Annotated in this window: 23 protein-coding genes and 2 riboswitches; of the genes, 10 read left to right on the forward strand and 13 right to left on the reverse strand. The window is 40.5% G+C overall.

Annotated features, from left to right (window positions below):
* Nucleotides 1–52 precede the first annotated feature (52 nt).
* Both O2S85_RS06730 and O2S85_RS06735 read left to right on the forward strand, forming a co-directional pair.
* Nucleotides 53–241 (forward strand): hypothetical protein, encoded by a 189-nt coding sequence (locus O2S85_RS06730; protein WP_269411913.1) that lies wholly within the window; start codon nt 53–55, stop codon nt 239–241.
* A gap of 77 nt (nt 242–318) precedes the next feature.
* On the forward strand, nt 319–885 hold the full coding sequence (locus O2S85_RS06735) for a superoxide dismutase family protein (protein WP_269411914.1): 567 nt from the start codon (nt 319–321) through the stop codon (nt 883–885).
* Between the two features lie 86 nt (nt 886–971).
* Here the strand turns inward: O2S85_RS06735 and O2S85_RS06740 are convergent, their stop codons facing one another.
* From O2S85_RS06740 to O2S85_RS06780, 9 genes are all read right to left on the reverse strand, one after another.
* Nucleotides 972–2141 carry a MalY/PatB family protein gene (locus O2S85_RS06740; RefSeq protein ID WP_269411915.1) on the reverse strand — a complete coding sequence of 390 codons (1170 nt, stop codon included), beginning with the start codon at nt 2139–2141 and terminating at the stop codon, nt 972–974.
* A gap of 186 nt (nt 2142–2327) precedes the next feature.
* Nucleotides 2328–3671, reverse strand: coding sequence for a glucose-6-phosphate isomerase (locus O2S85_RS06745; RefSeq protein ID WP_269411916.1), 1344 nt, complete (start codon nt 3669–3671; stop codon nt 2328–2330).
* 116 nt (nt 3672–3787) lie between these two features.
* Nucleotides 3788–4183: a S1 domain-containing post-transcriptional regulator GSP13 gene (gene yugI, locus O2S85_RS06750; RefSeq protein ID WP_269411917.1), complete on the reverse strand. Its 396-nt coding sequence runs from the start codon at nt 4181–4183 to the stop codon at nt 3788–3790.
* Nucleotides 4184–4287: 104 nt separating this feature from the next.
* The gene (locus tag O2S85_RS06755; protein WP_269411918.1) at nt 4288–5289 is read right to left on the reverse strand and encodes a potassium channel family protein; all 1002 of its coding nucleotides are present in this window, start codon (nt 5287–5289) and stop codon (nt 4288–4290) included.
* Nucleotides 5290–5385: 96 nt separating this feature from the next.
* Nucleotides 5386–5958: a thioredoxin family protein gene (locus O2S85_RS06760; RefSeq protein ID WP_269411919.1), complete on the reverse strand. Its 573-nt coding sequence runs from the start codon at nt 5956–5958 to the stop codon at nt 5386–5388.
* Nucleotides 5959–6102: 144 nt separating this feature from the next.
* Complete coding sequence (locus O2S85_RS06765) at nt 6103–6690, reverse strand: ECF transporter S component (RefSeq protein ID WP_269412500.1); 588 nt, start codon at nt 6688–6690, stop codon at nt 6103–6105.
* Between the two features lie 165 nt (nt 6691–6855).
* Nucleotides 6856–7006, reverse strand: a riboswitch (FMN riboswitch).
* 142 nt (nt 7007–7148) lie between these two features.
* On the reverse strand, nt 7149–7508 hold the full coding sequence (locus tag O2S85_RS06770; protein ID WP_269411920.1) for a TraR/DksA C4-type zinc finger protein: 360 nt from the start codon (nt 7506–7508) through the stop codon (nt 7149–7151).
* Nucleotides 7483–7902 carry a hotdog fold thioesterase gene (locus O2S85_RS06775; protein ID WP_269411921.1) on the reverse strand — a complete coding sequence of 140 codons (420 nt, stop codon included), beginning with the start codon at nt 7900–7902 and terminating at the stop codon, nt 7483–7485. Before O2S85_RS06775 ends, O2S85_RS06770 begins: the two co-directional genes overlap by 26 nt.
* 17 nt (nt 7903–7919) lie before the next feature.
* Entirely contained in the window at nt 7920–8855 is a 936-nt protein-coding gene (locus tag O2S85_RS06780) for a 1,4-dihydroxy-2-naphthoate polyprenyltransferase (protein ID WP_269411922.1), read from the reverse strand.
* A gap of 170 nt (nt 8856–9025) precedes the next feature.
* Between O2S85_RS06780 and O2S85_RS06785 the strand changes: the two genes are divergently transcribed.
* From O2S85_RS06785 to ytkD, 7 genes are all read left to right on the forward strand, one after another.
* A complete protein-coding gene (locus tag O2S85_RS06785; RefSeq protein ID WP_269411923.1) occupies nt 9026–10414 on the forward strand; it encodes an isochorismate synthase in 1389 nt (462 codons plus the stop codon).
* Nucleotides 10414–12156 carry a 2-succinyl-5-enolpyruvyl-6-hydroxy-3-cyclohexene-1-carboxylic-acid synthase gene (gene menD, locus O2S85_RS06790; RefSeq protein ID WP_269411924.1) on the forward strand — a complete coding sequence of 581 codons (1743 nt, stop codon included), beginning with the start codon at nt 10414–10416 and terminating at the stop codon, nt 12154–12156. Before O2S85_RS06785 ends, menD begins: the two co-directional genes overlap by 1 nt.
* Nucleotides 12146–12967, forward strand: a complete 822-nt coding sequence (gene menH / locus O2S85_RS06795) for a 2-succinyl-6-hydroxy-2,4-cyclohexadiene-1-carboxylate synthase (RefSeq protein WP_269411925.1) — start codon at nt 12146–12148, stop codon at nt 12965–12967. Before menD ends, menH begins: the two co-directional genes overlap by 11 nt.
* Before the next feature lie 39 nt (nt 12968–13006).
* A complete protein-coding gene (gene menB / locus O2S85_RS06800) occupies nt 13007–13825 on the forward strand; it encodes a 1,4-dihydroxy-2-naphthoyl-CoA synthase (protein WP_269411926.1) in 819 nt (272 codons plus the stop codon).
* 124 nt (nt 13826–13949) lie between these two features.
* Nucleotides 13950–15401 carry an o-succinylbenzoate--CoA ligase gene (locus tag O2S85_RS06805; RefSeq protein WP_269411927.1) on the forward strand — a complete coding sequence of 484 codons (1452 nt, stop codon included), beginning with the start codon at nt 13950–13952 and terminating at the stop codon, nt 15399–15401.
* A 107-nt stretch (nt 15402–15508) separates the two neighbouring features.
* Nucleotides 15509–15829 (forward strand): hydrolase, encoded by a 321-nt coding sequence (locus tag O2S85_RS06810; RefSeq protein ID WP_269411928.1) that lies wholly within the window; start codon nt 15509–15511, stop codon nt 15827–15829.
* A 301-nt stretch (nt 15830–16130) separates the two neighbouring features.
* Nucleotides 16131–16604, forward strand: coding sequence for an RNA deprotection pyrophosphohydrolase (gene ytkD / locus O2S85_RS06815; RefSeq protein WP_269411929.1), 474 nt, complete (start codon nt 16131–16133; stop codon nt 16602–16604).
* Between the two features lie 66 nt (nt 16605–16670).
* Here ytkD and O2S85_RS06820 read toward each other — a convergent pair whose 3' ends face one another.
* The 4 genes from O2S85_RS06820 to pckA form a co-directional block, all read right to left on the reverse strand.
* On the reverse strand, nt 16671–17477 hold the full coding sequence (locus tag O2S85_RS06820; protein ID WP_269411930.1) for an ABC transporter permease: 807 nt from the start codon (nt 17475–17477) through the stop codon (nt 16671–16673).
* The gene (locus O2S85_RS06825; RefSeq protein ID WP_269412501.1) at nt 17467–18273 is read right to left on the reverse strand and encodes an ABC transporter ATP-binding protein; all 807 of its coding nucleotides are present in this window, start codon (nt 18271–18273) and stop codon (nt 17467–17469) included. The genes O2S85_RS06820 and O2S85_RS06825 overlap by 11 nt, the downstream gene beginning before the upstream one ends.
* 13 nt (nt 18274–18286) lie before the next feature.
* Nucleotides 18287–19285 carry an ABC transporter substrate-binding protein gene (locus tag O2S85_RS06830; protein WP_269411931.1) on the reverse strand — a complete coding sequence of 333 codons (999 nt, stop codon included), beginning with the start codon at nt 19283–19285 and terminating at the stop codon, nt 18287–18289.
* Nucleotides 19286–19537: 252 nt separating this feature from the next.
* A complete protein-coding gene (pckA, locus tag O2S85_RS06835) occupies nt 19538–21133 on the reverse strand; it encodes a phosphoenolpyruvate carboxykinase (ATP) (protein ID WP_269411932.1) in 1596 nt (531 codons plus the stop codon).
* 887 nt (nt 21134–22020) lie between these two features.
* Between pckA and O2S85_RS06840 the strand changes: the two genes are divergently transcribed.
* Nucleotides 22021–23406, forward strand: a complete 1386-nt coding sequence (locus O2S85_RS06840; protein WP_269411933.1) for a YdeJ family lipoprotein — start codon at nt 22021–22023, stop codon at nt 23404–23406.
* Nucleotides 23407–23585: 179 nt separating this feature from the next.
* Nucleotides 23586–23694: riboswitch (SAM riboswitch) on the forward strand.
* The last annotated feature ends 132 nt before the right edge of the window (nt 23695–23826 follow it).

Genomic DNA, 23826 nt, shown 5'->3' on the forward strand with positions numbered 1-23826 from the left:
TTTCATGCCTGGGCAAAGTTTGCTATAATCTAGTTAAAGGACGTGAGGAACGATGATGGAATTTCTCTATTTTCCAGATGATAAAACTGAATATATTCCGGCTATAATCGCATGTGTTATCTTTATGATTCTGGCAACGGTTACCATGTACTTTTTTGTGAAATATTCAAAAAAAGAAAAGCACAGGTTTGAGCAACAGTATGATCAGCTTCGGGAAACCAAAAATGATGACCACTTGTAACGAATCCCTTCTTACCGAATAGAAGGGATTTTTTTTGTCGATACTTGATAAAAAAGCGACAAAAAGGGGATACATATATGCGATATATCGTACTATTACTTATTTTATTTGTTGCCTCGTGCCAGGGGACAGGTGAAAAGACTGTTCGTACTATAGATATGTATAATAAGTCGGCGGATTTAATTGGTACGGCGGTTTTATCGGAACGTCCGGATGGGGTGCATGTAAAATTAAAACTTGCAGGTTTAAAACCTGGATTGCATGGGATTCATGTTCACGAAATGCCAGTCTGCAAGGGACCGGATTTCAAGAGTGCAGGAAGCCATTATAATCCGGAGGGGAAGGAACATGGATTAATGAATCCGGACGGTGCTCACCTGGGTGATATGCCAAATATTGAGGCAAATGGTGATGGTAAGGTAGATTCTGAAATTATGATTCCGGATGCTACGTTATTAGAAGGGAAAAAATCATTGATAAAAGAGGATGGCACGTCACTTGTTATCCACGAAGATCAAGATGATGGTGTCAGTCAACCAAGCGGCAAGTCAGGTTCAAGAATTGCCTGTGGAGAAATTAAAGCAAACCCAAAACCTTCTCACGGAAAGAATCCAACCGATCCAGCAGAAACTAATAAACAATAGGGATAGTAAAAGCGACAGCACCCATTCCTTTGCTGTCGCTTTAATATGTCGGCTATTAACTTCCAGGAAAAGCAATCTAAAAGGTGTTATCTATTCCTTACCGCGTTAATAATCCGCTTGACACCTTCTTCAACAGTCGCCTTTGGACAGGCTATGTTCATGCGCATAAACAGTTTTCCTTCATCACCATATGAAATGCCTGCGTTCAGACCCACTCTGGCCTGCTCGGACATGAATTTCTTCAGTGCGTCACTATCTAATTCCAGTGCTGAACAATCAATCCATAACAGGTATGTCCCTTCAGGCTGGATAACCGTTAGTTCGTTTGCGTGTTCTTTAAACATGTTTGTAACATAATTACAGTTTTCCTGTAAGATGTCCATTAATTCATCCAACCAGGCTTCTCCATGGTTATATGCTGCCTCCAATGCGGTGTTGGCTAATGTATTCAATCCGCTATGTCCCTGTCTATTAAACTGTTCCTCCAATTTTGTTCGCTTTTCTTTATCTGTTGTTATAACGTAAGATCCCTGTAGACCAGCTAAGTTAAATGTTTTGGATGGTGCCATACAAGTTATTGTTTGTTCCGCAATTTCGTCTGACAAGGAGGCGATTGGAATATGATGATATCCCGGGTAAACCAAGTCCGCATGAATTTCATCCGCAATAATAAGTACATCATGTTTTAAACAAAGGCGGGCCATTTCCTGTAATTCCTCTTTCCGCCATACCCGGCCAACCGGATTATGTGGTGAGCAGAGAATAAATGCTTTTACACCTGTATTTAATTTTTCCTCAAAATCGGCGAAATCAATCGTGTAATAGTTGTCTTTTTGTACAAGTGGATTCTTAACGACGATACGATCATGTTGCTCAATTACTTTATAAAATGGAGTATAAACAGGTGTCTGAATTAAAATTTTGTCATTTGGCTCTGTAAAGGTTTTTACCGCCATATGTAAACTTGTTACAACACCCGGGCTAAATGAAAGAAAGTTTGGTTCAATGTGCCACTGATGACGTTTTTCGATCCAATTGACAATGGATGCTTTCACATCGTCATCAATGATCGTGTATCCAAATATGCCATGTTCCGCACGTTTTACAATAGCGTCAATTACCGGCTGTGGTGCTTTAAAGTCCATGTCGGCAACCCACATGGGAAGCACATCAGTGGACTGAAACAATTCATCAGCCGTATCCCATTTGACCGATCGTGTTTGTTTACGATTATGTATCAGATCAAAATTACCCATATAAACCCTCCTGAATTCTATGTTCTTCTTCATCATTATAGCTTAAAATTACATAGAAAAAAAAGCAAAGCGTCTTTACGCCTTGCTTACAGGGGGAATACGAGAAAGTCTTACAATTATATTATTACCACCCCTACAAAAATGTAAACATGATTTTGGAAAAAGTTTTGCCAGATTTACATCAGCTTATTTCAAACGTTTTTCCAGGTTTTCACGCATCTGCTCATAGCCTTGTTTTCCAAGCAGGGCAAACATATTTTGCTTATAAGCTTCGACACCGGGTTGATCAAAAGGATTGACACCTAATAAATATCCACTCATGGCGCACGCTTTTTCGAAAAAGTAAACAAGATAACCAAATGTGTAAGTATCAAGTGCGGGCAGTTCAACAATCAAATTCGGTACTTCTCCATCCGTGTGTGCCAACATTGTCCCTTGCAGTGCCTTCTGGTTGATTTCACTAACCGTTTTGCCGGCCAAATAATTGAGACAGTCCAAATCTTGTTCATCTTTTGCTAAAGTGATATCATGTGTAGCTTTCGTGACGGAAAGAATGGTTTCGAACATGTCGCGCCGGCCTTCCTGAATATACTGCCCCAGTGAGTGAAGGTCCGTTGTGAAATTGGCCGATGACGGGAAAATACCTTTGTGATCTTTTCCTTCACTTTCCCCAAATAATTGTTTCCACCATTCGGCAAAATACTGCAGTTGTGGTTCATAGTTGATAAGCATTTCAATTGTTTTTCCCTTGTTATAAAGGATATTTCGGACGGCAGCATACTGATATGCCGGATTCTTATCAAGTTCAGATTCACTCAGATCATTACGTGCTGCTTTGGCACCATCCATCATTGTATCGATTGACACGCCACTAACTGCAATCGGCAATAAACCGACAGCGGTTAAAACAGAGTAGCGCCCGCCAATATCATCTGGAATAACAAACGTTTCATAACCTTCATTATTGGCCAGGGTCTTTAAAGCGCCTTTTGCTTTATCTGTTGTGGCATAGATGCGTTTTTTTGCTTCTTCCTTGCCATAGCGTTCTTCCAAATAGTTTCGGAAAATGCGAAAAGCAATCGCCGGTTCGGTTGTTGTACCACTCTTGGATATGACATTGATTGATACGTCCTTTCCCTCAAGGACATCGAATAGCTCTTGTATATATGTTGAGCTTAAATGGTGACCAACGAAAATGATTTGTGGCTGCTGCTGACTCGGTAACATATGTCGAAATGAATGGTTGAGCATTTCAATTGCAGCCCGGGCCCCTAGGTAAGACCCACCAATACCGATCACAAGCAGAATGTCGGAGTCTTGCTTAATTTGATCAGCAGCGGTCTTTATCCGGGAAAACTCCACTTTGTCATAGTTTTCTGGTAAATCAACCCATCCGAGAAAATCATTACCTGCCCCTGTTTGATTATGTATCGCATGGTGGGCAGACGCTACGAAGGGGACTAAATTTTCCAATTCATCCTCCTTCATAAATGATAGAGCTTTTTCATATGAAAACGTCACATGTGTCATAGTCTTCCTCCTTGTGATTACTCATCATAACTTTATCGAAAAGAAGTGTGTAAAGCAAGAATATGTAATTAAAAAAGACAGACTCCGTATTGTTATCGAAATCTGTCTTTGTGTTATTATTTCTTTAAAGTGCCTTCGTGTTCTTCTGATTGTTTGATCCATTCTTGCAGCTTGTCTTTTAGCGTGTTAAATCCGCCAGTAGTATTGTCCTGTTCTGTACTAGGCTGCTCTTTGATCGGTTTTTTCGGTTTGTCTTCTTTTTGAGGAGCCTCTTCAGTTGCCCGGATGGATAAGGATACTTTATTATTATCCACATCAACATGCAATACTTTGACAGTTACGTCATCACCTACTGTCAAATAGTCATGAATATCTTTAACAAATCCGTGTGTCACTTCCGAAATATGAACAAGTCCCTGTGTTTCATCGTCTAACGCTACAAATGCACCATATGGCTGTATCCCGGTCACTTTTCCCTGTAATATTTGCCCGCTTTCAAACTTGTCTATCATGCTGAACAACTCCTATATCTTTTCTCTCAGTTTTTTTACACAATAACATATTTTAGCATACATTGTGTTTCCTGGCAAAAAAAATAAGGGGAGGGGGGAGTGAACTATTTTTGACCGGCCATTGTTAATACGATGTCTCCTTGATGTAATTTGAGATTGGCAGGGGGATTGATCTGCCATTTTTGCTTGCGAATGATCCCAAGTGCCATCTGTCCATCAACGAGAAAGTAACCGATTGCTTGCTGATAGGATTTACCGATAAGTGTTTCCGGCAAGTTAACCTGATCAAAATGCTGGCTCGATAACAAATGTAGAATAGTTTCATATGGCTCCGTTTCTTTTCGGTTAAATAATTCATGGTACAACAGCACACTCATAAAATCATTTGAACGAATAATTGTCGACGCACCAGCACGAATAGCATTTTCAATCTGGCTTTTGGAGAGAATCTCAGCAATAATTGGTACATCGTGATTATTACCACGCACTGCGACTGTGGTTAGAATGGTATGATGATCAGCCTGTCGTTCTTTTTTGGTGTGATCGGCAGCAATGATCACGCTTTTGGCAACTTTGATATTTGCTTGATGAAGGGTGACATCTTCAGTTGCATCACCATGGACAAAATGGACTGGAAGCTGTTTGTAAGGTAAATTTGTTAATGTCCGGTCAATGAGAACAATTTCCAGCATGGGATGATTTTCTTTGGTCAAATGGATTAATCGCCTTGTCCGTTCATTCCAGCCGACAAAGATGACGTGATGTTGTGCTTTAAATGCAACCTTTCCCTTGGACAAATCTTGTTCATGCTGAATGGTTGCCGCCGAAATATGGGTAATATAGAAAGTAAGCAGTCCACCACCTGACAGAATTAACAGAATGCCAATCACCCTTCCAATTGTTGTTACTGGAACGACATCGCCATAGCCCACCGTTGCTCCGGTAACAAACGCCCACCAAACGCCGATAAATATGGAAGGGAATTGTTCCGGCTCCACAAAATGAATGACAATCCCGAAGACAATCATGACGAAAAAAATTGTTAATAATAACCTGACAAAAACAGGCAGTCGGAAATAAATATGTTTTAACTGCTCGATATTCATATCTTCACCTGATATCCCCAAATTAGATTAGTATATTTCCATTATGGACATACAACATCAAGGCTTATACAAGGTGAAAATGAAAACTCATCTGTACTAGCGTGAGTTTACAGTGGATTGCAATGTTTGTTTCAGACTGAAATAAACATCATCCCAAAAATCGGAATTGTCACGATATGTTTTGGTCATAAATAATAGCATCTCGTTAAATTTTTCCTGGTAATTAGAGGCATCTTTGTCTGGTAATTGTTCGCGTGCCTGATCAACAAATTGCTGAATTTTGTCCGCCCGTGGCCCCCATTTGGCAACTTGATTTCCTTGTTCATCAATAAAAATAAAAATGGGAATGGATCTTGACTTCCCGTTCGTTAAATATTGATCCATCAGTTCCAGATTCTGATCACGCAGCAGGATTTTAACTGGTGTTTTTGTTTTTTCTGCAAGCCTTAATAAAATGGGCACATTAAGCATCGCATCGCCGCACCAATCTTCAGTTAAAACGATCACACGCAGATTTTTATCGGCTAGCTTTTCAAAAAATACCTCATCCTCATCCGGAACAGTGAAATGATCAAAAATGTGTAATAGATTTTCCTTGTGTTTTTCCATGGATTCAATGTATGTATCTGGTGACATTCCCTGTTCATACCATTGATTTAAATCTACCATAACAACTCCAACTCCTTTGCTCATTTACATTAAATGTACCCAACAAACCTGCATCCGTAAACAAAAGTGCTTCCGGGTGAATGGAAAAAGGAAAGCGTGCAGAAGAACAAATCGTTCCTTTACACGCTTTATTTGACACGTTTTTTATATCATCTTCGTTTGTTTTTGCTCGATCCAGCTTCTTAATTTGACAAACAATGGAACAAATAATAAGCCAATAATGACACCTTTAATCACATTAAATGGAAAAACCAGGAACATGGCTGTGAACCGTTTAACACTTTCGATTTTCATATCTTCCATTCCCATAAACCAGGCATAAACAGGCAAAATGACAAGATAATTTAAAACACTCATGGCAATTGCAGAAATCAATGTTCCGGCAACAAGTCCCGAGATAATGCTCTTCACTCCTTTATATTTATGGTAAAGGATGGCAGTCGGAACAATAAACAGAACACCTGCAATAAAATTTGCTGTAACGCCAACAGGTTCACCGCCACCAACGACCAGGTAGAGTAAATTCTTAATCGCTTCTACAATAACTCCAGCCACTGGTGAAAAAATAAGTGCAGCAATTAAGGCCGGTACTTCGCTAAAATCAATCTTTAAATACCCCGGTAAAAATGGCAGCGGGAAATTCAGGAAAAGCAATAAAAGGGAGATCGTTCCCAATAAGGCCAGAATAATCAGTTTAAGCAATTGTGATGATGATTGATTTTTTGTTTGCATCATCGTATCCTCCTTCATCTGTTATCGATTCCCATCTCGTTGATGAAGGAACTGTCCGTTTTCGTTTTGACACAAAAAACACCCTAAAGCGCCTAATCGGGGCTTTAGGGTGTTTTATTATAACAGAAATAAACATGTGTAATGTTCTACACAAGGAAAACGGCTCGACATCTTCTCCCATCCAGACTATAACTGTCGGTCCCGGATTTACACCAGGTCAACCACTGAACATCTGCTCAGGTGGGTCACGGACTTAAAGCATATATACCTGCTTCTTACCGTCGGTCGGGAATTGCACCCTGCCCCGAAGATGGAATCGATATGTAATTGTTGCATATAGTATACAATGATTTTACTCATTTGAAAAGTAGTTTGTTTTATTTTTTTGCAGTAGAGGGACAGTTTGTTTAAACCAAAAAAAACGACTACCTCCATTTTCAGGCAGTCGTTTTGAACAGTTACTCCTCTTCTACCAGATACCTGGCAGTTGGGTTTGCTTCCAAACGTTCTATTGGGATAGGTTTGCCAGATAATTCACTGACTCCATAAGTACCGTTTTCAATGCGGGCCAAGGCATCATTAATCTCTTGCAGGTGATCTCGTCGCATTTGCTCAAATCCCGCTTCTCGCTCTTGTTCAAATTGTTCTGTTGCCATTTCTGCAGGATGGTTATCATAGTCGGCCAATTCACTGATCGTATTATTTGGGCTTTGATCTTCGTACTTTTTCTTATTTGCAATCAATTCATTTTTCATTGCCAATAATTGATTTTTAAAAAAGTAAAGTTGTTCTTCACTCAGATTTGTATGATTTCCCATGTTCATCACCTTTCTTCTTAGGGACGATTCCAATGGTGCAGCGAGAAATACATATAAGTTTTTCATCTTCATCTGTGATATTAATTTCCCATACCATAGTTGTTTTTCCAATATGTTTGGGAACAGCCTTAGCGGTCACTGTGCCTTCACGTTTACTCCTAATATGGTTGGCATTAATTTCAATCCCAAATACATTGTATTGTTCTCCATCAACATGAAGAAAGGCACCTGCACTAGCAGCAGTTTCAGCCAGGGCGACGTTTGCTCCACCGTGCAAAAATCCTGCTGGCTGGTGTGTGCGATAGTCAACTGGCATGGTCATGATCACAAGATTTTTTTCAAGTGTTATCACTTTCATCCCAAGCGTATCGATTAATGTTTGCGAAAAATCCATAGCTGCCCTCTTTTCAATTAAAATATTTTGCTTAACAGTAACGAAACCCCTAATAACAATCCATAAATGGTATTTGTCTTTCCGGTAGCTACCATTGCCGGCAACATTTCAATTGGTTTGGATTTTCCCTGGAATTTCTTGATTACATCGATTGCCTTGATGCCACTGAAAAACGCAATGATTGACCAAACGGGTAATAATCCATCAATAATGTAATAGGCAGTCAATCCAAATGCAACGACAAACAAGAAGCCTAAAAAGCGGATTGCATTCTTTCTTCCCAGCAGGATCGCAATGGTTTTTCGTCCATTCTCTTTGTCCCCATCAAGATCCCGGATATTATTGGACATCATAATACAACCAATAAGGATAGCAACCGGAATCGATATTAAAACGGTTGAAGCTGTTATGGTCAACGTTTGAATGAAATAGCTGATTCCGATGATAACAGTGCCCATTAGGAATCCGGAAAATAACTCGCCAAGTGGTGTATAGGCGATTGGTAATGGTCCGCCAGTATATAAATAACCGAAAAGCATGCAGCCTAAACCAATGACTGCGATCCACCAGCTTGATACCATACAAATGTATACGCCGAGCAACATGGCGATCCCAAAAAATGATAAGGCCATCCGTAATACTGTTTTCGCTGATATCCCATCGCGTACAATAGTTCCGCCGATGCCTACCGACTCCTCGTTATCCAGTCCACGAGCAAAATCGTAGTATTCATTGAACATATTGGTTGCTGACTGAATCAACATTGAAGCAATCAGCATCGCGATAAACAATGAAATACTTATCGAACCATCAATATAAGCAAGCATGGTTCCGACAAAAACAGGAATAAAGGAGGCTGTCAGTGTATGCGGCCGTAATAGACGCCACCAGATATGCATCCCTTTCTTTTCATTTAAGACGTGTTTTATATTCGTTTGATCAGATGTTTGCATAATATAAGTCCTCCTACAACGGCAATATCATCTTTAGTTTAGGCAAATCGTCATAGGGTGTCAATCATCAATATAGGTTAAAACAGTCCATTCCTTGTGAAAAGGATAAAAAGAGAATAAAATAGAGAGGATAGTTGTGATGATTGTTCGTTTAACGGAGGTAACAAGTAATGATTGAAACGAAGGAAAAGCTGCTGGAAGTTGTGTTGGATGAGGCAATTCACCATGCAAATGAAACAAAGTCAAAGCAGCTTGTCAGTTTTACCAAAAAGATAGATCAAGTGAATCCGCTCCAATTTTTTGAAGCGGCCAAAACGTGTGATATGAATCGGACATTTTGGGCGAGTACAGCGGATGCCTTTTATTTAGTCGGGATTGGTACTGTTTATCCGCTCGTCGCCGGTGAAAATCGGTTAAAAGATATAGAACAGCAATGGAATGAACTAACGGCTAATGCTACTGTTCATAACCCATATCAGGTGCCAGGTACGGGGCTGGTTGCACTTGGTGGCATGTGTTTTGACCCGAAAAAGCAAACAACAGGACTATGGGACAAGTTTAGAAATAGTGAATTCCAAGTTCCGCGGTATACATTGGTGCAAACAAAACAAGCCAGCTATGTAACAATAAACACGTTTGTGACGATGAATGATAGTCCCCGTACACTTGCACAAATGCTAGAGGAAACGGAAAAAAACCTGCTCCATTACACTAAACCATTCCCGGATGAAGCAACCCTGTTGAAAAGGGAGGAAATAGCTCCGCAGCAATGGAAGGAACAGGTGAGACAAGCAACGGAAGAAATTAAGCAACAACATGCTGAAAAAATTGTGCTTGCCCGGGAAATGCGCTTAACTTTTTCCAAACAGGTAGAGGTCACCCCTGTACTAGACAAGTTGTTATCATCGCAAACAAACAGTTATGTCTTTGCTTTCGAACATGGTGATGATTGTTTTGTTGGGGCAACGCCTGAAAGGCTGGTCAAGCTGGAACAAGAGCAGTTGCTTTCCACCTGTCTGGCCGGCACTGCACCACGAGGGACAACACCAGTACAAGACAAAGAGATTGGCAGGACATTGCTTCAAGATACGAAAAATCGTGAGGAGCATGATTTTGTCGTAAAAATGATTGGAAATGCGATAAAACCATATTGTTCAAGGGTCGATATTCCAAACAACCCGGTTATCTATCCGCTGAAAAATTTGCAACATCTGTACACACCTGTAAAAGCAACCTTGAAACAGGGACACAGCATCTTTGAAATTGTAAAAGCACTTCATCCGACACCAGCATTAGGTGGAGTGCCAAGGGAAAAATCATTGACATTTATCCGGGAACACGAATTACTGGAACGTGGTTGGTATGGTGCCCCTGTCGGCTGGCTGGACAGCAATCGAAATGGGGAATTTGCAGTCGCAATTAGATCAGGTCTTGTTCAGGGCAATGAGGCATCAATTTTTGCTGGATGCGGTGTTGTTAAAGATTCGGACCCGGAAGCGGAGTATGAAGAAACGTTAATTAAATTCACACCAATGCTTTCCGTATTGGGGGGATCTTGATGGAACATACAGAGACACTAACACGCTATATTGCGAATTTTGTCGATGAATTGGCAAAGAGTGGTTTAACAGAGGTAGTCATTTCACCTGGTTCGCGTTCGACACCACTGGCTATGACATTCATGGAACATCCGGATATCAGGCAATGGGTGATTATTGACGAACGTTCTGCTGCCTTTTTTGCGCTTGGTATGGCCAAGAAAAACAAGCGGCCGGTTGTTATTGTTTGTACGTCGGGAACGGCAGCTGCTAATTATTTTCCGGCGATTGTGGAGGCACATTATAGTCGGGTACCACTGGTTGTTCTTACTGCTGATCGACCACACGAATTAAGGGATGTTGGTGCACCGCAGGCAATCGAACAGCTAAAATTGTACGGGGATTATGTGAAGTGGTTTAATGAAATGGCGTTACCAGAAGCAGACCAAACCATGCTTGCTTACGTTCGTAGTAAAGCATCACGTGCTGTCCATATGGCAACGGAAGGGAATAGTGGTCCGGTTCATTTGAATTTCCCTTTACGTGAACCACTGATTCCTGATTTTGAGATTAAGGATTTATGGGGAAGCCAAACAACACGTTATCATGCCGTATCAGACGGAAAAAAACGCCTCGACTCAGAGCAAATACAAGCGTTATGCAACAGGCTCAAAGGAAAGGGGAAAGGCGTTATTGTTTGCGGTCCGCAAGATCGGGAGGATTTACCCGAGCGAATTGTGCACCTTGCATCATTATTGAAGATGCCTATTATAGCCGATCCACTATCTGGACTAAGATCTGGAATGCACAGTAAAAAACATGTGATTGAAGGCTACGATGCATTTTTACGCAATGACACCATACGTAAACAACTGAAACCTGACTACATTATTCGCTTTGGTGCGATGCCGGTATCCAAAGCCTATTTATTTTATGCAAAGGAACACCACGATGCGGAGCAATTTGTCATCGAAGAACATATGGGCCATCGGGAGCCAGCGGGGAACAGGACCGAATTTATTTATGCTGATCCGGCATTGCTGTGTGAAGATTTACTACTGGCTTTAGAGGATCGAGATCGGGACGCAACATGGTTCGCGCAATGGGAGAAGATGAACCAAATAACCAAGAAGCATTTACAGGCAAAGACAAATGGACGTTTAACAGAAGGGGAGGCCGTTCGTTGTTTATTTGATGTATTACCGGAAAACAACACGGTGTATGTTGGCAATAGCATGGCGATTCGGGATGTTGATACATTTTTTCTGACGACGGCAAAACAGCTCCGGGTATTGGCAAATCGCGGTGCAAACGGTATTGATGGCGTGGTGTCAAGCGGGCTTGGTGCTGCTGCAGTCAATGGTTCACCAGTTACACTATTGCTCGGAGATTTGTCGTTTTTCCATGATCTAAATGGCTTGCTTGCTGCCAAACAATATCATGTAAACATTACCATTTTATTGATCAATAATAATGGTGGCGGTATTTTTTCTTTTTTACCACAAGTAAATCATCCAGATCATTTTGAAGCGTTATTCGGTACCCCGGTTGATATTGAATTTGAACATGCCATCAAGATGTATGGCGGGAACTATTGTCAGGTAACGCAACAAACCGATTTGCAAAGAGCACTTGAGAAGAGTTATCAGGAAAAAGGCCTGGCCGTTATTGAAGTGAACACGGATCGGGAGCAAAATAGGCAATGGCACCGTGAGAGATGGCAAGCCATTGAAACTGAAATCCTTCATGATCATGAGGAATGATGGTATGTACTATACAATCAATGATGCAGCATATTGGTATGAATTAACGGGTGAAGGGCCGACGGTTGTATTGTTGCATGGTTTTACCGGCAGTTCAGCGACATGGGAGCCGTTTGTCGAAAACCTAGCGCAAGAATTTCAGGTACTGATCGTTGATTTACCAGGACATGGAAAAACCGAAATGGCAACCGGTCGTTCCATGGAAACGTGTTGCAGCGACTTATTTGCCTTATTTTCAATGCTAGAGTTAACGGATATCCGGCTTATCGGGTACTCTATGGGGGGGCGTACAGCACTATCGTTTGCGATGCTGTATCCGGAACTGGTTAAGTCCCTTGTGTTGGAGAGTACTTCCCCAGGACTGGCAACCGAGAGCGAACGGCAAGCACGAATCACCCGTGATGAACAGTTGGCCGAAAAAATAGAGCAGGAAGGTGTCGCGAAATTCGTCGACTTTTGGGAGGACATTCCACTTTTTCAAACGCAAAAAAATCTGCCGGTAGAAGTGAGACAGAAAATACGAAATGAACGACTTGCTCAGAACAAAACAGGCCTTGCCCAATCGCTTCGTTTGATGGGAACAGGCGCTCAAATGTCCTGGTGGGATCGTCTTCATGACCTATCCATTCCCGTTTTATTGCTGGCAGGAGCCAAGGATGATAAGTTTGTCAAATTAAATCGGCGGATGGAACAACTAATGGAAAATGCCCATTTAGTCATTGCTGAACAAGCTGGACATGCAATTCACGTGGAACAAGCTGATTTTTTTGGTAAAATAGTAGTGGAGTTTTTGTTAACCACGAGCCGTTAACAATTACATATCATAGCAAAAATATAAGGAGGAAAATTCATGACTGTACAATGGGAACAAGCAAAAGAGTACAAAGAAATAATCTATGAAAAATATAATGGTGTCGCAAAAGTAACGATGAACCGCCCGCGCGTTCACAATGCATTTACACCATTAACAGTGAATGAAATGATTGATGCGTTTGCAGATGCCCGCGATGATTCATCAATTGGTGTCATCATTTTAACCGGTGCAGGGGATAAGGCATTTTGTTCTGGCGGTGACCAGACTGTTCGCGGACATGGTGGATATGTTGGCGAGGACCAGGTACCACGCCTAAATGTTCTTGATTTACAACGGTTAATGCGGACGATTCCGAAACCGGTTATTGCGATGGTAGCCGGATATGCGATTGGCGGCGGACACGTTCTGCATATATGCTGCGATTTGACCATTGCTGCTGACAATGCCAGATTTGGTCAAACAGGTCCTAAAGTAGGCAGCTTTGACGCCGGTTATGGTGCCGGACTACTGGCAAGTATGGTCGGTCAAAAACGTGCAAGAGAAATTTGGTATTTATGCCGTCAATATAGTGCAGAAGAAGCATATGAAATGGGCATGGTTAACAAGGTCGTACCATTGGAAGAATTGGAATCCGAAACATTGCAGTGGTGTCAGGAAATTCTTGAAAAATCACCAACTGCACTGCGCTTTATGAAAGCATCGTTCAATGCTGCAACAGATGGTCTCGCTGGCCTGCAGCAAATGGGTGGAGACGCGACTCTGCTTTATTATACAACCGATGAGGCAAAAGAAGGTCGCGATGCATTTAAAGAAAAAAGGAAACCGGATTGGGATCAATTTCCACGTTTTCCTTAATTTTAGAAAATGGTATAGAAAACCTTTGCCAATTGTTGGCAAAGGTTTTCCGGTAAAATAGAGACGTTAAAAAAGGTGATTTTACTGGACTTTTTGAACATCCTTGAACAAAGGTGGTTAATGTATGAGTGAAACAATCCCACATTGGTTAACAAAACAAGCTAATATTGCACCAGATCAAACAGCTATCGAACGAGTAAATGGGGATACAATAACTTTTCGACAATTGAAAGAACAAAGTCAACGTTTTGCCAAGCAACTGGCACATGCCGGGGTTAAACGGGGATCACATGTAGCAATTTTATCAAACAATAATACCAAAATGGTTGTTGCACTCCACGCATTAAGTTATCTCGGCGCTGTTTCCGTTATGCTTAATACCCGTCTAACTGCAGATGAATTAGCATTTCAATTGGATGATGCCGCGGTAACGCTTGTATTAACAAGTCTTGAGTATTTAGCTGAAACAAAACAGAAAGCATTTTCCGTACCAACAAAAACATTTGCGGAAATTGATGAACTACCGGAGGCCACTGTTAACCTTGCAACGGAGCTTGATTTAGATGATACATTTACGATCATTTACACATCAGGTACAACCGGCTTCCCCAAAGGTGTCATGCATACATATGGGAACCACTGGTGGAGTGCCATTGGTTCGGTTTTAAACTTGGGGTTGCAGGAAAATGATAAATGGCTTTGTACATTACCCATATTTCATGTGAGTGGGCTGTCTATCTTTATAAAAAGTGTGATCTATGGAATGCCTGTCTACTTTATGGATAAATTTAATGAAAGTATTGTCCATGATGCGATCATGAACCGAGGGGTAACTGCTGTTTCGGTTGTTACGGTTATGTTGCAACGTCTGGTAAAGATGCTGGAAGGGGAAAGGTATCCTGATTCATTTCGCTGTATGCTGCTTGGTGGCGGACCAGCTCCAAAACCACTGTTAGAAAAAGCAAAAGCTTCCTCTGTGCCGGTGTTTCAATCGTACGGTATGACAGAAACTTCATCACAAATTGTGACCTTAAGTCCTCCTGATGCATTGAAGAAGATTGGCTCAGCTGGAAAGCCATTAGTTCCTGCGCAATTACAGATTGATCATCCGGATGACAATCCTGTTGGTGAAATTTATGTCAAAGGTCCAATGGTCACCCATGGGTATTTTAACAATGAAGCCGCAACCGAACAGAAGATACGTAATGGCTGGCTTGCGACCGGAGATCTTGGCTATTTGGATGAAGATGGGTTCTTATATGTAGTGGACCGAAGAAATGATTTAATTATTTCCGGTGGTGAGAATGTTTATCCTTCCGAAGTTGAGAGTGTTCTGTCTGGTATGGAACAAGTGGCCGAAATTGGTGTCGTGGGAAAACGGGATGACAAATGGGGGCAAGTACCTGTCGCGTTTGTGGTTAGAGAAGGACATATTACAGAAGCTGAGATTATGGATTATGCGGCACAGCATCTGGCGAAATATAAGCATCCTAAGGCAATTTATTTTGTGGATTCCTTGCCAAGAAATGCATCCAACAAACTCGTCCGCGGTGAATTGAAAAAGTTGCTGGAGTAAGCCTGGATAATAGGAATCTTTCATTTACTTACAAAACAACACTTCTGCTTTTTTAATACATGAAAATTTATTGGTTAAGCCACATTAATAGCAGGAGGTGTTGCGGTATGGAAAAGAAAAAGTATTTTGTAAATATGGGCAGTCAAGAAATTTCATCAGTTAAATATGGTAACAATGAGGAATTGGTCATTTATGCCACGGAGGATGAAGCCAGGGAATTACGGGGGAAAATGGAAGGGATGAATGATGCGGATATAGGTGCGTTTTGGCGGGCGCACGTACCAATAATGCCTTATCATCACGATCAAGCCAATGATGATTATGATAGCGGAATAACGGAAGCATTAAAAATGATCTATGACCTTGGTAATGAGGAGACAAAGCGGCATATAACAGATATGGGGGTTTTAGGCGACAGACCTTTATAGTACCAATGACTGTGCAATTGGTATAGTATATGCAAGTTAAATTGCTATACGATAAAAGCAGCTCCGGCTTCGTGAAAGAATGGCCGGGGCTTTTTATTACCGTTAAGCCAGCGTGAAATAGTAATAATTATTCGAGTTACTATTTCTTCACGATTCGGATAGAGCCATGTGAAAATATCGACCCTGGTGTGATACAATTGATTAACAACAAGTCCAAATAAACCGGCCATGGCACATAAGTTAGGTCGATTAGGACTGTTAGTGATTTTGAATATAATGTTGAAATGAAGGCAGTTGAACAATGAATATTTTTAGAGATTATTACAATAATCAAGTAAAACTTTCTTTTGCGGACCATCCTTATTCCGAACACCCAAAACATGTGTGGGTGATTTGCAAATTCAAAAACGATTGGCTTTTGACCAATCATAAGGACCGGGGTTACGAATTTCCTGGTGGCAAAGTGGAAAAAGGGGAAACAGCCGAAGAGGCAGCCATTCGTGAAGTGATGGAGGAAACCGGCGGAACAGTCGAGAAAATGACCTATATTGGCCAATATCTAGTTGCCGGAAAAGCAGAAACGATTATCAAAAATGTTTATTTTGCAACCATTAAGGAATTAAAACAGCAGCACACTTATTATGAAACACAAGGTCCTGTATTACTAAACAGTATTCCAGACGATGTCAAACATAACGCCCAATATAGTTTTATTATGAAAGATGACGTATTACCATGCTGTCTTGCATATTTGCGAAAAAATGCGGATATATGAACGAATAACGCTTGATAGGTATACAGGCGTTATTCGTTTGGATGCATCTTTTTTCAACTGTCTCTTTTAAGCTGTATGTTTGATAAGCCATTTTTCAATCCGTTCGACAATTTTATACATAATTCCAGCAACAATAGCGATGACGATCAGACTGGACATCACCAGGGTGAAATCGAATACCTGGAAACCATAGACAATTAAATAGCCGAGCCCTTCTTTCGAGACCAGAAATTCACCTACAATGACCCCAACCCATGACAGACCAACATTGACCTTTAACGTGGATATCATAATGGGCATGGTCGCCGGAAAAATAGCCTCCTTAAAGCATTGCCAGCGACTGGCGCCAAAACTTTTTAATACCTTTTCATAGTTCGGATCGACTTCCCTAAACCCCGAGTAGACAACAAGAGCCGTGACAATTACAGAAATAATCGCGCCCATCGCAATGATTGATACATATCCTGGCCCGAGTGCAACAATGATAATAGGGCCAAGGGCGACTTTAGGCATGGCATTCATAATAACTAAATAGGGATCCATGATTTTGGATAATCGTAATGATGTCCAGAGGATAGTTGCAATAAGTATACCCATAATTGTTCCGATGATAAATCCCAGAACAGTTTCAATTAAGGTTGCCTGAATATGGGGAAGAATCGATCCATCTGCAAACTTATTGATCAGCTGGTGCACAACTTTTGACGGAGAACTAAATAAGAGTGGATCAATCCAATATAATCGGCTGGCAACCTCCCATAGCGCGAGGAAACCAACCAGGATAATAAGTTGCCATGTGAAAACAATCTTTTTTTCACGTTTTAACTTATTCTTATATGCGGCAAATAGTTGCTGATCCGATTTAGGTTGCATGGTAGTTCGTCACCACCTTTTCCTTTTCGGCAGTCTCCCCTTGATTTAATGCCTCCCAAATTTTATCAAACAATGGCTGGTATTTAGGGTGACGGCGAACATAAAATGGTGTTTCGTTACGCAATTCAATGGGAACTTCAAACACATTGGCAACTGCTCCCGGGTTTGCCCTCATTAACAGGATTCGGTCACTCATGGAAATGGCCTCACCGATATCGTGGGTTACCAATACAGCCGTTTTTTTGTATGACCGTAGTAAATCAGCAACAATATCTTCCAATTTTAGTTTTGTTTGATAATCGAGTGCGGAAAAAGGTTCATCCAGTAATAAAATTTTTGGATCGGTCATTAATGTCCGCACCAGGGCAACCCGTTGACGCATTCCACCGGAGAGAGAAGTCGGATAGCTTTTAGCAACATTTGTTAATCCGACCTCATTTAGTAAATCCAATGCCTTCCCTGTTGCTTCATTTGTATTCTTGCGGCTAATTTTCGGCCCGATCAAGACGTTTTCAATAATGGTTTTCCATGGAAATAAGTAATCTTGTTGCAACATATACCCGATAGCCATAGCTGATGGACGTAACGGCTTTCCTTCCAAAAGAACGTCACCGGCTGTTTGTTGAATGATGCCGGCAATAATCGATAGAAGTGTAGATTTACCACAACCACTGGGACCGAGCAAGGCTACAAATTCGCCTTCTTCCATGGAGAATGAAATATCATCCAATGCTTTTGTATAACCAGTTTTTGAAAAATAATGGTGAGAGATATGCTCCAATGTAAGAAATGTCACCATTTACACCTCCTTATTTACCAATCGTATCTTTGGCAAATTCGGTATTAACCAGATCTTTGTATGGCACTTCATCGGGTAATTCGCCCGCTTCGTCCATAATCTCCTGTAAATTATTCCATTCCTCTTCTTCCAGCAAAGGATCAGTAGCATAGGAACCCTGACTTTTATATCGGTCGACAGATGAAGCAATCATATCCAAGTCAGTATCCTCGAAATAAGGCTGAATAACTTTTGCAATATCTTCAGCACTGTTTTCCTGCACCCATTGTTGTGCTTTGTAAATGGCATTGGTAAAGTGTTGGATTGTTTCTTCGTTGTCATTCATAAACCCGCGCTTTGCCATAAACACGGTATATGGAACATGACCGGACTCCTCACCAAAGGAACCAATGATATGTCCTTTTCCTTCCTTTTCAAAAATACTTGCGGTTGGTTCAAATAGCTGTACATATTCCGCATCCCCGGAGGTAAAGGCACCTGGTATATTGGCGAATTCAACATTTTGCAGTAGGTTCAAATCAGCGTGGGGGTCAATATTGTGTTGTTTTAACACATATTCACCTACCATTTGTGGCATCCCGCCTTTTCGTTGACCCAAAAAGGTACTATCCTTTAATTCATCCCAGGAAAAATCAGGATGTTCTCCTTTGGCGACTAAAAACGTTCCATCCGTTTGGGTTAACTGGGCAAAGTTAACAGCATAGTCCTTGGAATCTTGCCCGTAGACATACATGGATGTTTCCGACCCGACAAGAGCGACATCAATACCGTCGGATAATAATGCGGTCATCGTTTTGTCACCGCCCCAAGTTGTTTGTAAATCAACATCCAATCCTTCCTCTTCAAAAAAGCCTTTCTCAATTGCTACATATTGCGGTGCATAAAAAATGGATCTGGTCACTTCGCCTAATTTAATGGATGTCTGCTCTTGTTCAGCATTGGAACCACATGCCGAAAGAAAAACAAATAGGATACATGAAAAGAGCAGGCAATATATTATTTTTTTCATCCAGATCGTTCCTTTCTGCTCAGATGGGGTATTACAAAAATAGTGTATGTTTTAATGAAAAATGTGTGAATGCCTAGATGGCAAAGGAGCGCGGTCGAGGGTTGTCCTGCACAAAAAAGCCGGTCTCTAATTGATAGACCGGCTGTCAGTACATGCTGACAAATGCTTTTTATGATACTCATTCTCTCCCAAGTTGAAGTTCATCACTAACCAATGTAACAGTTTTCCTTCCACAGGATTGGGAAAAATATTTTAGTTGTCCGCTTTATATAATGGACCTGCCTGAACAATTTCATCACTTGCCTCCGTAAACTTGCGGAAATTATCATGGAATTTCATGGCCAGCTCTTTTGCTGCTTTATCATAGGCGGATGGATCAGTCCAGGTCGTTTTCGGTACAAGTACATCATCTGGTACTCCAGGGACATTAACTGGAATATCCAAACCAAAAATATCATCCTTTACTGTTTCAACAGTATTCAGTTCACCTTCCAATGCGGAATGAACCATTGCTCTTGTATAAGAAAGCTTCATACGTTGTCCGACACCGTACGAACCTCCAGTCCAGCCAGTATTGATTAAGAAGACACTTGACTGGAACTGATCAATTTTTTCACCAAGCATTTCTGCATAGGTTGATGGTGCCAATGGTAAAAATGGTGCACCAAAACATGCCGAAAATGTTGCTTGTGGTTCGGTTACACCGCGTTCTGTACCAGCTAGTTTGCTGGTATAACCGCTCAGAAAATGATACATAGCCTGTTCCTTGGTTAATTTGCTAATGGGTGGCAATGTACCAGACGCGTCAGCTGTTAAAAAAATGATTGTATTTGGATGACCAGCAACACTTGGCGTGACAATATTATCGATGTTTTCCAATGGATAGGCTGCCCGTGTATTTTCAGTTAAGATCGTATTATCATAATCTGGCATCCTTGATTCTGCATCAACCATCACATTCTCGAGTACTGTTCCAAATCGAATGGCATTATAAATTTGTGGTTCCTTTTTTTGCGAGAGATTAATGCATTTGGCATAACATCCGCCCTCGATATTAAAGATACCATTTGGGCTCCAGCCATGTTCATCATCACCAATCAGCCGGCGATAGGGATCAGCAGACAGGGTGGTTTTCCCTGTGCCTGATAGCCCAAAGAACAAGGCTACATCACCTTCCTGCCCAACATTTGCTGAACAGTGCATTGACAGAATATTCTTTTGAGGAAGCAAATAATTCATAATGGAAAATACCGATTTTTTAATTTCCCCGGCATACTCGGTTCCACCAATTAAAATGGTACGCCGTTTAAATGAAATCAGAACAAACACCTCCGAACTTGTCCCGTCCACTGCTGGATCCGCTTTGAATTCAGGTGCAGAAATGATCGTGAATTCAGCATGATGCGTGGCAAGTTCCTCTTCGGTTGGTGTGATAAATAATTGTCTGGAAAATAAGTTATGCCAGGCATATTCATTAATCACTTGAATGGGCAAGCGGTACTTTTTATCGGCACCAGCAAAGCCTTTAAAAGAATATAATTCATCCCGGTTTTTTAAATGGACAATAACTTTTTCATATAATTGTTCAAATTTATCCTCATCAATTGCCTGGTTTACAAGGCCCCAGTCAATAAATTGTTTACATGTGTCATCTTTTACAATAAACTTGTCTTGTGGAGAACGCCCGGTGTATTTGCCGGTTGTCGCCTGGATGGCACCGGTTTCAGTTAAGATACCTTCACGTCTGGCAAGAATTTTTTCAACAAGTCTTGGAACAGACAGGTTTTGCAGGATATTTCCTTCTGCCAATAGTTTATCGGCCAGTGTTGATCGTTCCATCGCTTTCATGTGAGCCACCTTCCTTTTGGTGTAAGTTATACTTACGATATGTCAAATTTCAAGTTTGATTATTAGTATAACACATTAATTCATATAGTCCATACTAATGTATTAATTTTCTTTGAAATGTTGAATTAGCGGAAGAACATCAACCAGGAAAAGCAAGTGTCGGTTAGAATCGGAGGGATATCGACCTTAGAAAGCGGGAATCGACCAAAAGTGGTGGGATATCAACCTCAGAAGGCGGATATCAACCAAAAGTGCGGGTGTATCAACCTGAAAAAGACGGAATCAACCGAAAACAGGGGGAGTATCAACCTAAAAAAGCGGATATCAACCTGATGGGAATCGACCAAAAGTTAAAGAACGTTTAATGGTAAATGAACTCCTTTCTTCGGTTTTGGCGGAGGGACAGGATTAAAAAGGGTTGTAAAGGTAAAATGCCTGTTTGATGTCAATATCCTTGAGAGTTAGTTTCAATTACGCGTACATATATTTAGTTAACTTCAGACCAATTCTCCATTAAAAAGGGAGTTGGTTTTTGTTGTTCAAATTTGCTTATTGAGACTTTTTGGAAGATGGGAGATTAAACAAGACAATGGAGAAAAACCATATCTAAATTACATTGGTTTGTAAGGAGAATTTATTGGTTATTGCCATGACTATAATGTTGTGAACGTTTAAGTGATTATATTCATTTGTAAAAAGCTACTAAATTGAATGCCAGAACAAGGGTAACTAGAAGCATGTACATAAAAACAAAGCCTAGATAATTTATTGAAAGTTCTAACCAGGATCATTGACATATGTTCCCTACAATGATAAGGATAAAGTATAAAGACCGGATTGTACTGGAGGAGTTTCACCGAAGCGTAAAATAAAGGGAGATAGGAAAAATGAATAAAAAATTAATGATGATGTTGTTAGCGGGGTTGTTGTCAATGGTATTAGTTGCATGTGGAAATAGTGAAGAAGATAAAGAGGATACAAAATCAGATACAGAAAAACAGGAAGATGAAAAAGAAATTAAAGTAGTAACTGCGGATCTATTCCATAAAAAGTTTTTCAATGATAGCTTTGGTATGGACGCACTTGGGGTATATGGGACTTTAAAAAATGAGGGTGAAACACCTGTAATTATCTCTGATGTGGAAATTACACTGTTTAATGATGAAGATAAGGCTATAGAAGTAAATACTGGTCAGGAAGATATTTTTAATAGTACGGCTATTGCTCCAGTTGTTATGGATGTTGATGAAAAAAGCTTTATTAATTTATATTTAGACTACAAGGACAAATACAAAGAATTAGACCACGTAGAAATTGATTATGAAGCTAAGCCAATATCAGCGGATAAACTAGTAAACATTGAGCTTGATAAAGATTCTATTAATCCAATGGGAGAATTACAGGAACCGGAAGAATGGAAAAAAGAAGATATGTCTGAAGGAACGATTCAGGGGAGGGAAGACATTCCTGTTACTGATGCAGATATTACCTTTAATATTGAAAATAAAGATGACAGAGACGCCAAGTACTATGCAGGTATTGGTGTTTACGATGAAGATGGGGAACTGCTGGGAACAGTTTTAGATACAGAGGATCTAGAAGATGATCATGTTCTTAAATCTGGAAAGGTTAAAAATGTCGAGGCATTAGACTCAGTCCCATTCAATATGGATAATATAGATCATGTAGAAGTTTACGTAGGTGGGATAGAGGCAGACGAAAGTGACTATTTGGAGGATTCAACTGTTGAAGAGGCTATAGAAGGGCACTTTAGTGAAGAAACTGATCAGAAAGAAGATAGTAACAAGTCCAATGATAAGGAGGAGGATTCAGAACTAGATCAAAACGATAAAAAAGAAACAGCTTCTTTAGACAGTTATTCAGAAGAAGAAATTGAATATGCTCGTGTCTGGATGCAGTTTATGGAAGTACAGGATATTACAGAACTAAATGTTAACAAGGTATCAGTGGGGACGCCTATTAATCCTCACGTTGATAAAAGTTCTAATTATCCAGAAGATGTTGTGATTCTAACTTCAGACATGACAGCAAATGGTATTATTACTTATTCAAGTAATGGAGATGGAACCATTAATATTTACCCAATTCCTTCACAATTTCCTCCAGAGGAATTTATTCAAGAGGAGGAAGGAATGGATATGCAGGAATACACTCAGTATTTAACGGATAATACTGAAAAGATGGATGTAGCCCCTTTAGATGATGATAAAGTGGCAGAGTTCCTAGACTCAGTAGATATTAAATATATGTAAACACCGTATATTTTACTATCAAGCCCCTTTGTAAGATTTTTTAATTGTCACTATTATTGTTGGTGACTTAAATATAAATAGATCCCAAAGGCTCATAGGGCTTCTATGATACAACAGAATAACGGATAAAAACATTGACATAAACAGGTGTTTTCGTTACGATAAATGACGAACGGACTCTCTTATTCAGAGTTGGTGGAGGGACAGGCCCGATGAAACCCGGCAACCATCACAAACGTGTGAAAAGGTGCTAATCTGATGCAAGGATAATTCCTTGAACAATAAGAGCGAAAGGCCACGAACCCTTTCCTCCATACGGGAAAGGCTTTTTTTGTTTTTAAGGAAATTGTATTCAATTAAAAACATGCATCATCCAAGATGTTTGAACAACATGTATGATAATCAATAATGATGAGTTCC

It is taken from the genome of Lentibacillus daqui (assembly GCF_027186265.1).
Classification (GTDB): Bacteria; Bacillota; Bacilli; order Bacillales; family Amphibacillaceae; genus Lentibacillus_C; species Lentibacillus_C daqui.

Coding starts and splice junctions, on each gene's coding strand:
- O2S85_RS06730 (WP_269411913.1), top strand. CDS start 53: ATGATGGAATTTCTCTATTTTCCAGATGATAAAACTGAATATATTCCG.
- O2S85_RS06735 (WP_269411914.1), top strand. CDS start 319: ATGCGATATATCGTACTATTACTTATTTTATTTGTTGCCTCGTGCCAG.
- O2S85_RS06740 (WP_269411915.1), bottom strand. CDS start 2,141: ATGGGTAATTTTGATCTGATACATAATCGTAAACAAACACGATCGGTC.
- O2S85_RS06745 (WP_269411916.1), bottom strand. CDS start 3,671: ATGACACATGTGACGTTTTCATATGAAAAAGCTCTATCATTTATGAAG.
- yugI (WP_269411917.1), bottom strand. CDS start 4,183: ATGATAGACAAGTTTGAAAGCGGGCAAATATTACAGGGAAAAGTGACC.
- O2S85_RS06755 (WP_269411918.1), bottom strand. CDS start 5,289: ATGAATATCGAGCAGTTAAAACATATTTATTTCCGACTGCCTGTTTTT.
- O2S85_RS06760 (WP_269411919.1), bottom strand. CDS start 5,958: ATGGTAGATTTAAATCAATGGTATGAACAGGGAATGTCACCAGATACA.
- O2S85_RS06765 (WP_269412500.1), bottom strand. CDS start 6,690: ATGCAAACAAAAAATCAATCATCATCACAATTGCTTAAACTGATTATT.
- O2S85_RS06770 (WP_269411920.1), bottom strand. CDS start 7,508: ATGGGAAATCATACAAATCTGAGTGAAGAACAACTTTACTTTTTTAAA.
- O2S85_RS06775 (WP_269411921.1), bottom strand. CDS start 7,902: ATGGATTTTTCGCAAACATTAATCGATACGCTTGGGATGAAAGTGATA.
- O2S85_RS06780 (WP_269411922.1), bottom strand. CDS start 8,855: ATGCAAACATCTGATCAAACGAATATAAAACACGTCTTAAATGAAAAG.
- O2S85_RS06785 (WP_269411923.1), top strand. CDS start 9,026: ATGATTGAAACGAAGGAAAAGCTGCTGGAAGTTGTGTTGGATGAGGCA.
- menD (WP_269411924.1), top strand. CDS start 10,414: ATGGAACATACAGAGACACTAACACGCTATATTGCGAATTTTGTCGAT.
- menH (WP_269411925.1), top strand. CDS start 12,146: ATGAGGAATGATGGTATGTACTATACAATCAATGATGCAGCATATTGG.
- menB (WP_269411926.1), top strand. CDS start 13,007: ATGACTGTACAATGGGAACAAGCAAAAGAGTACAAAGAAATAATCTAT.
- O2S85_RS06805 (WP_269411927.1), top strand. CDS start 13,950: ATGAGTGAAACAATCCCACATTGGTTAACAAAACAAGCTAATATTGCA.
- O2S85_RS06810 (WP_269411928.1), top strand. CDS start 15,509: ATGGAAAAGAAAAAGTATTTTGTAAATATGGGCAGTCAAGAAATTTCA.
- ytkD (WP_269411929.1), top strand. CDS start 16,131: ATGAATATTTTTAGAGATTATTACAATAATCAAGTAAAACTTTCTTTT.
- O2S85_RS06820 (WP_269411930.1), bottom strand. CDS start 17,477: ATGCAACCTAAATCGGATCAGCAACTATTTGCCGCATATAAGAATAAG.
- O2S85_RS06830 (WP_269411931.1), bottom strand. CDS start 19,285: ATGAAAAAAATAATATATTGCCTGCTCTTTTCATGTATCCTATTTGTT.
- pckA (WP_269411932.1), bottom strand. CDS start 21,133: ATGAAAGCGATGGAACGATCAACACTGGCCGATAAACTATTGGCAGAA.
- O2S85_RS06840 (WP_269411933.1), top strand. CDS start 22,021: ATGAATAAAAAATTAATGATGATGTTGTTAGCGGGGTTGTTGTCAATG.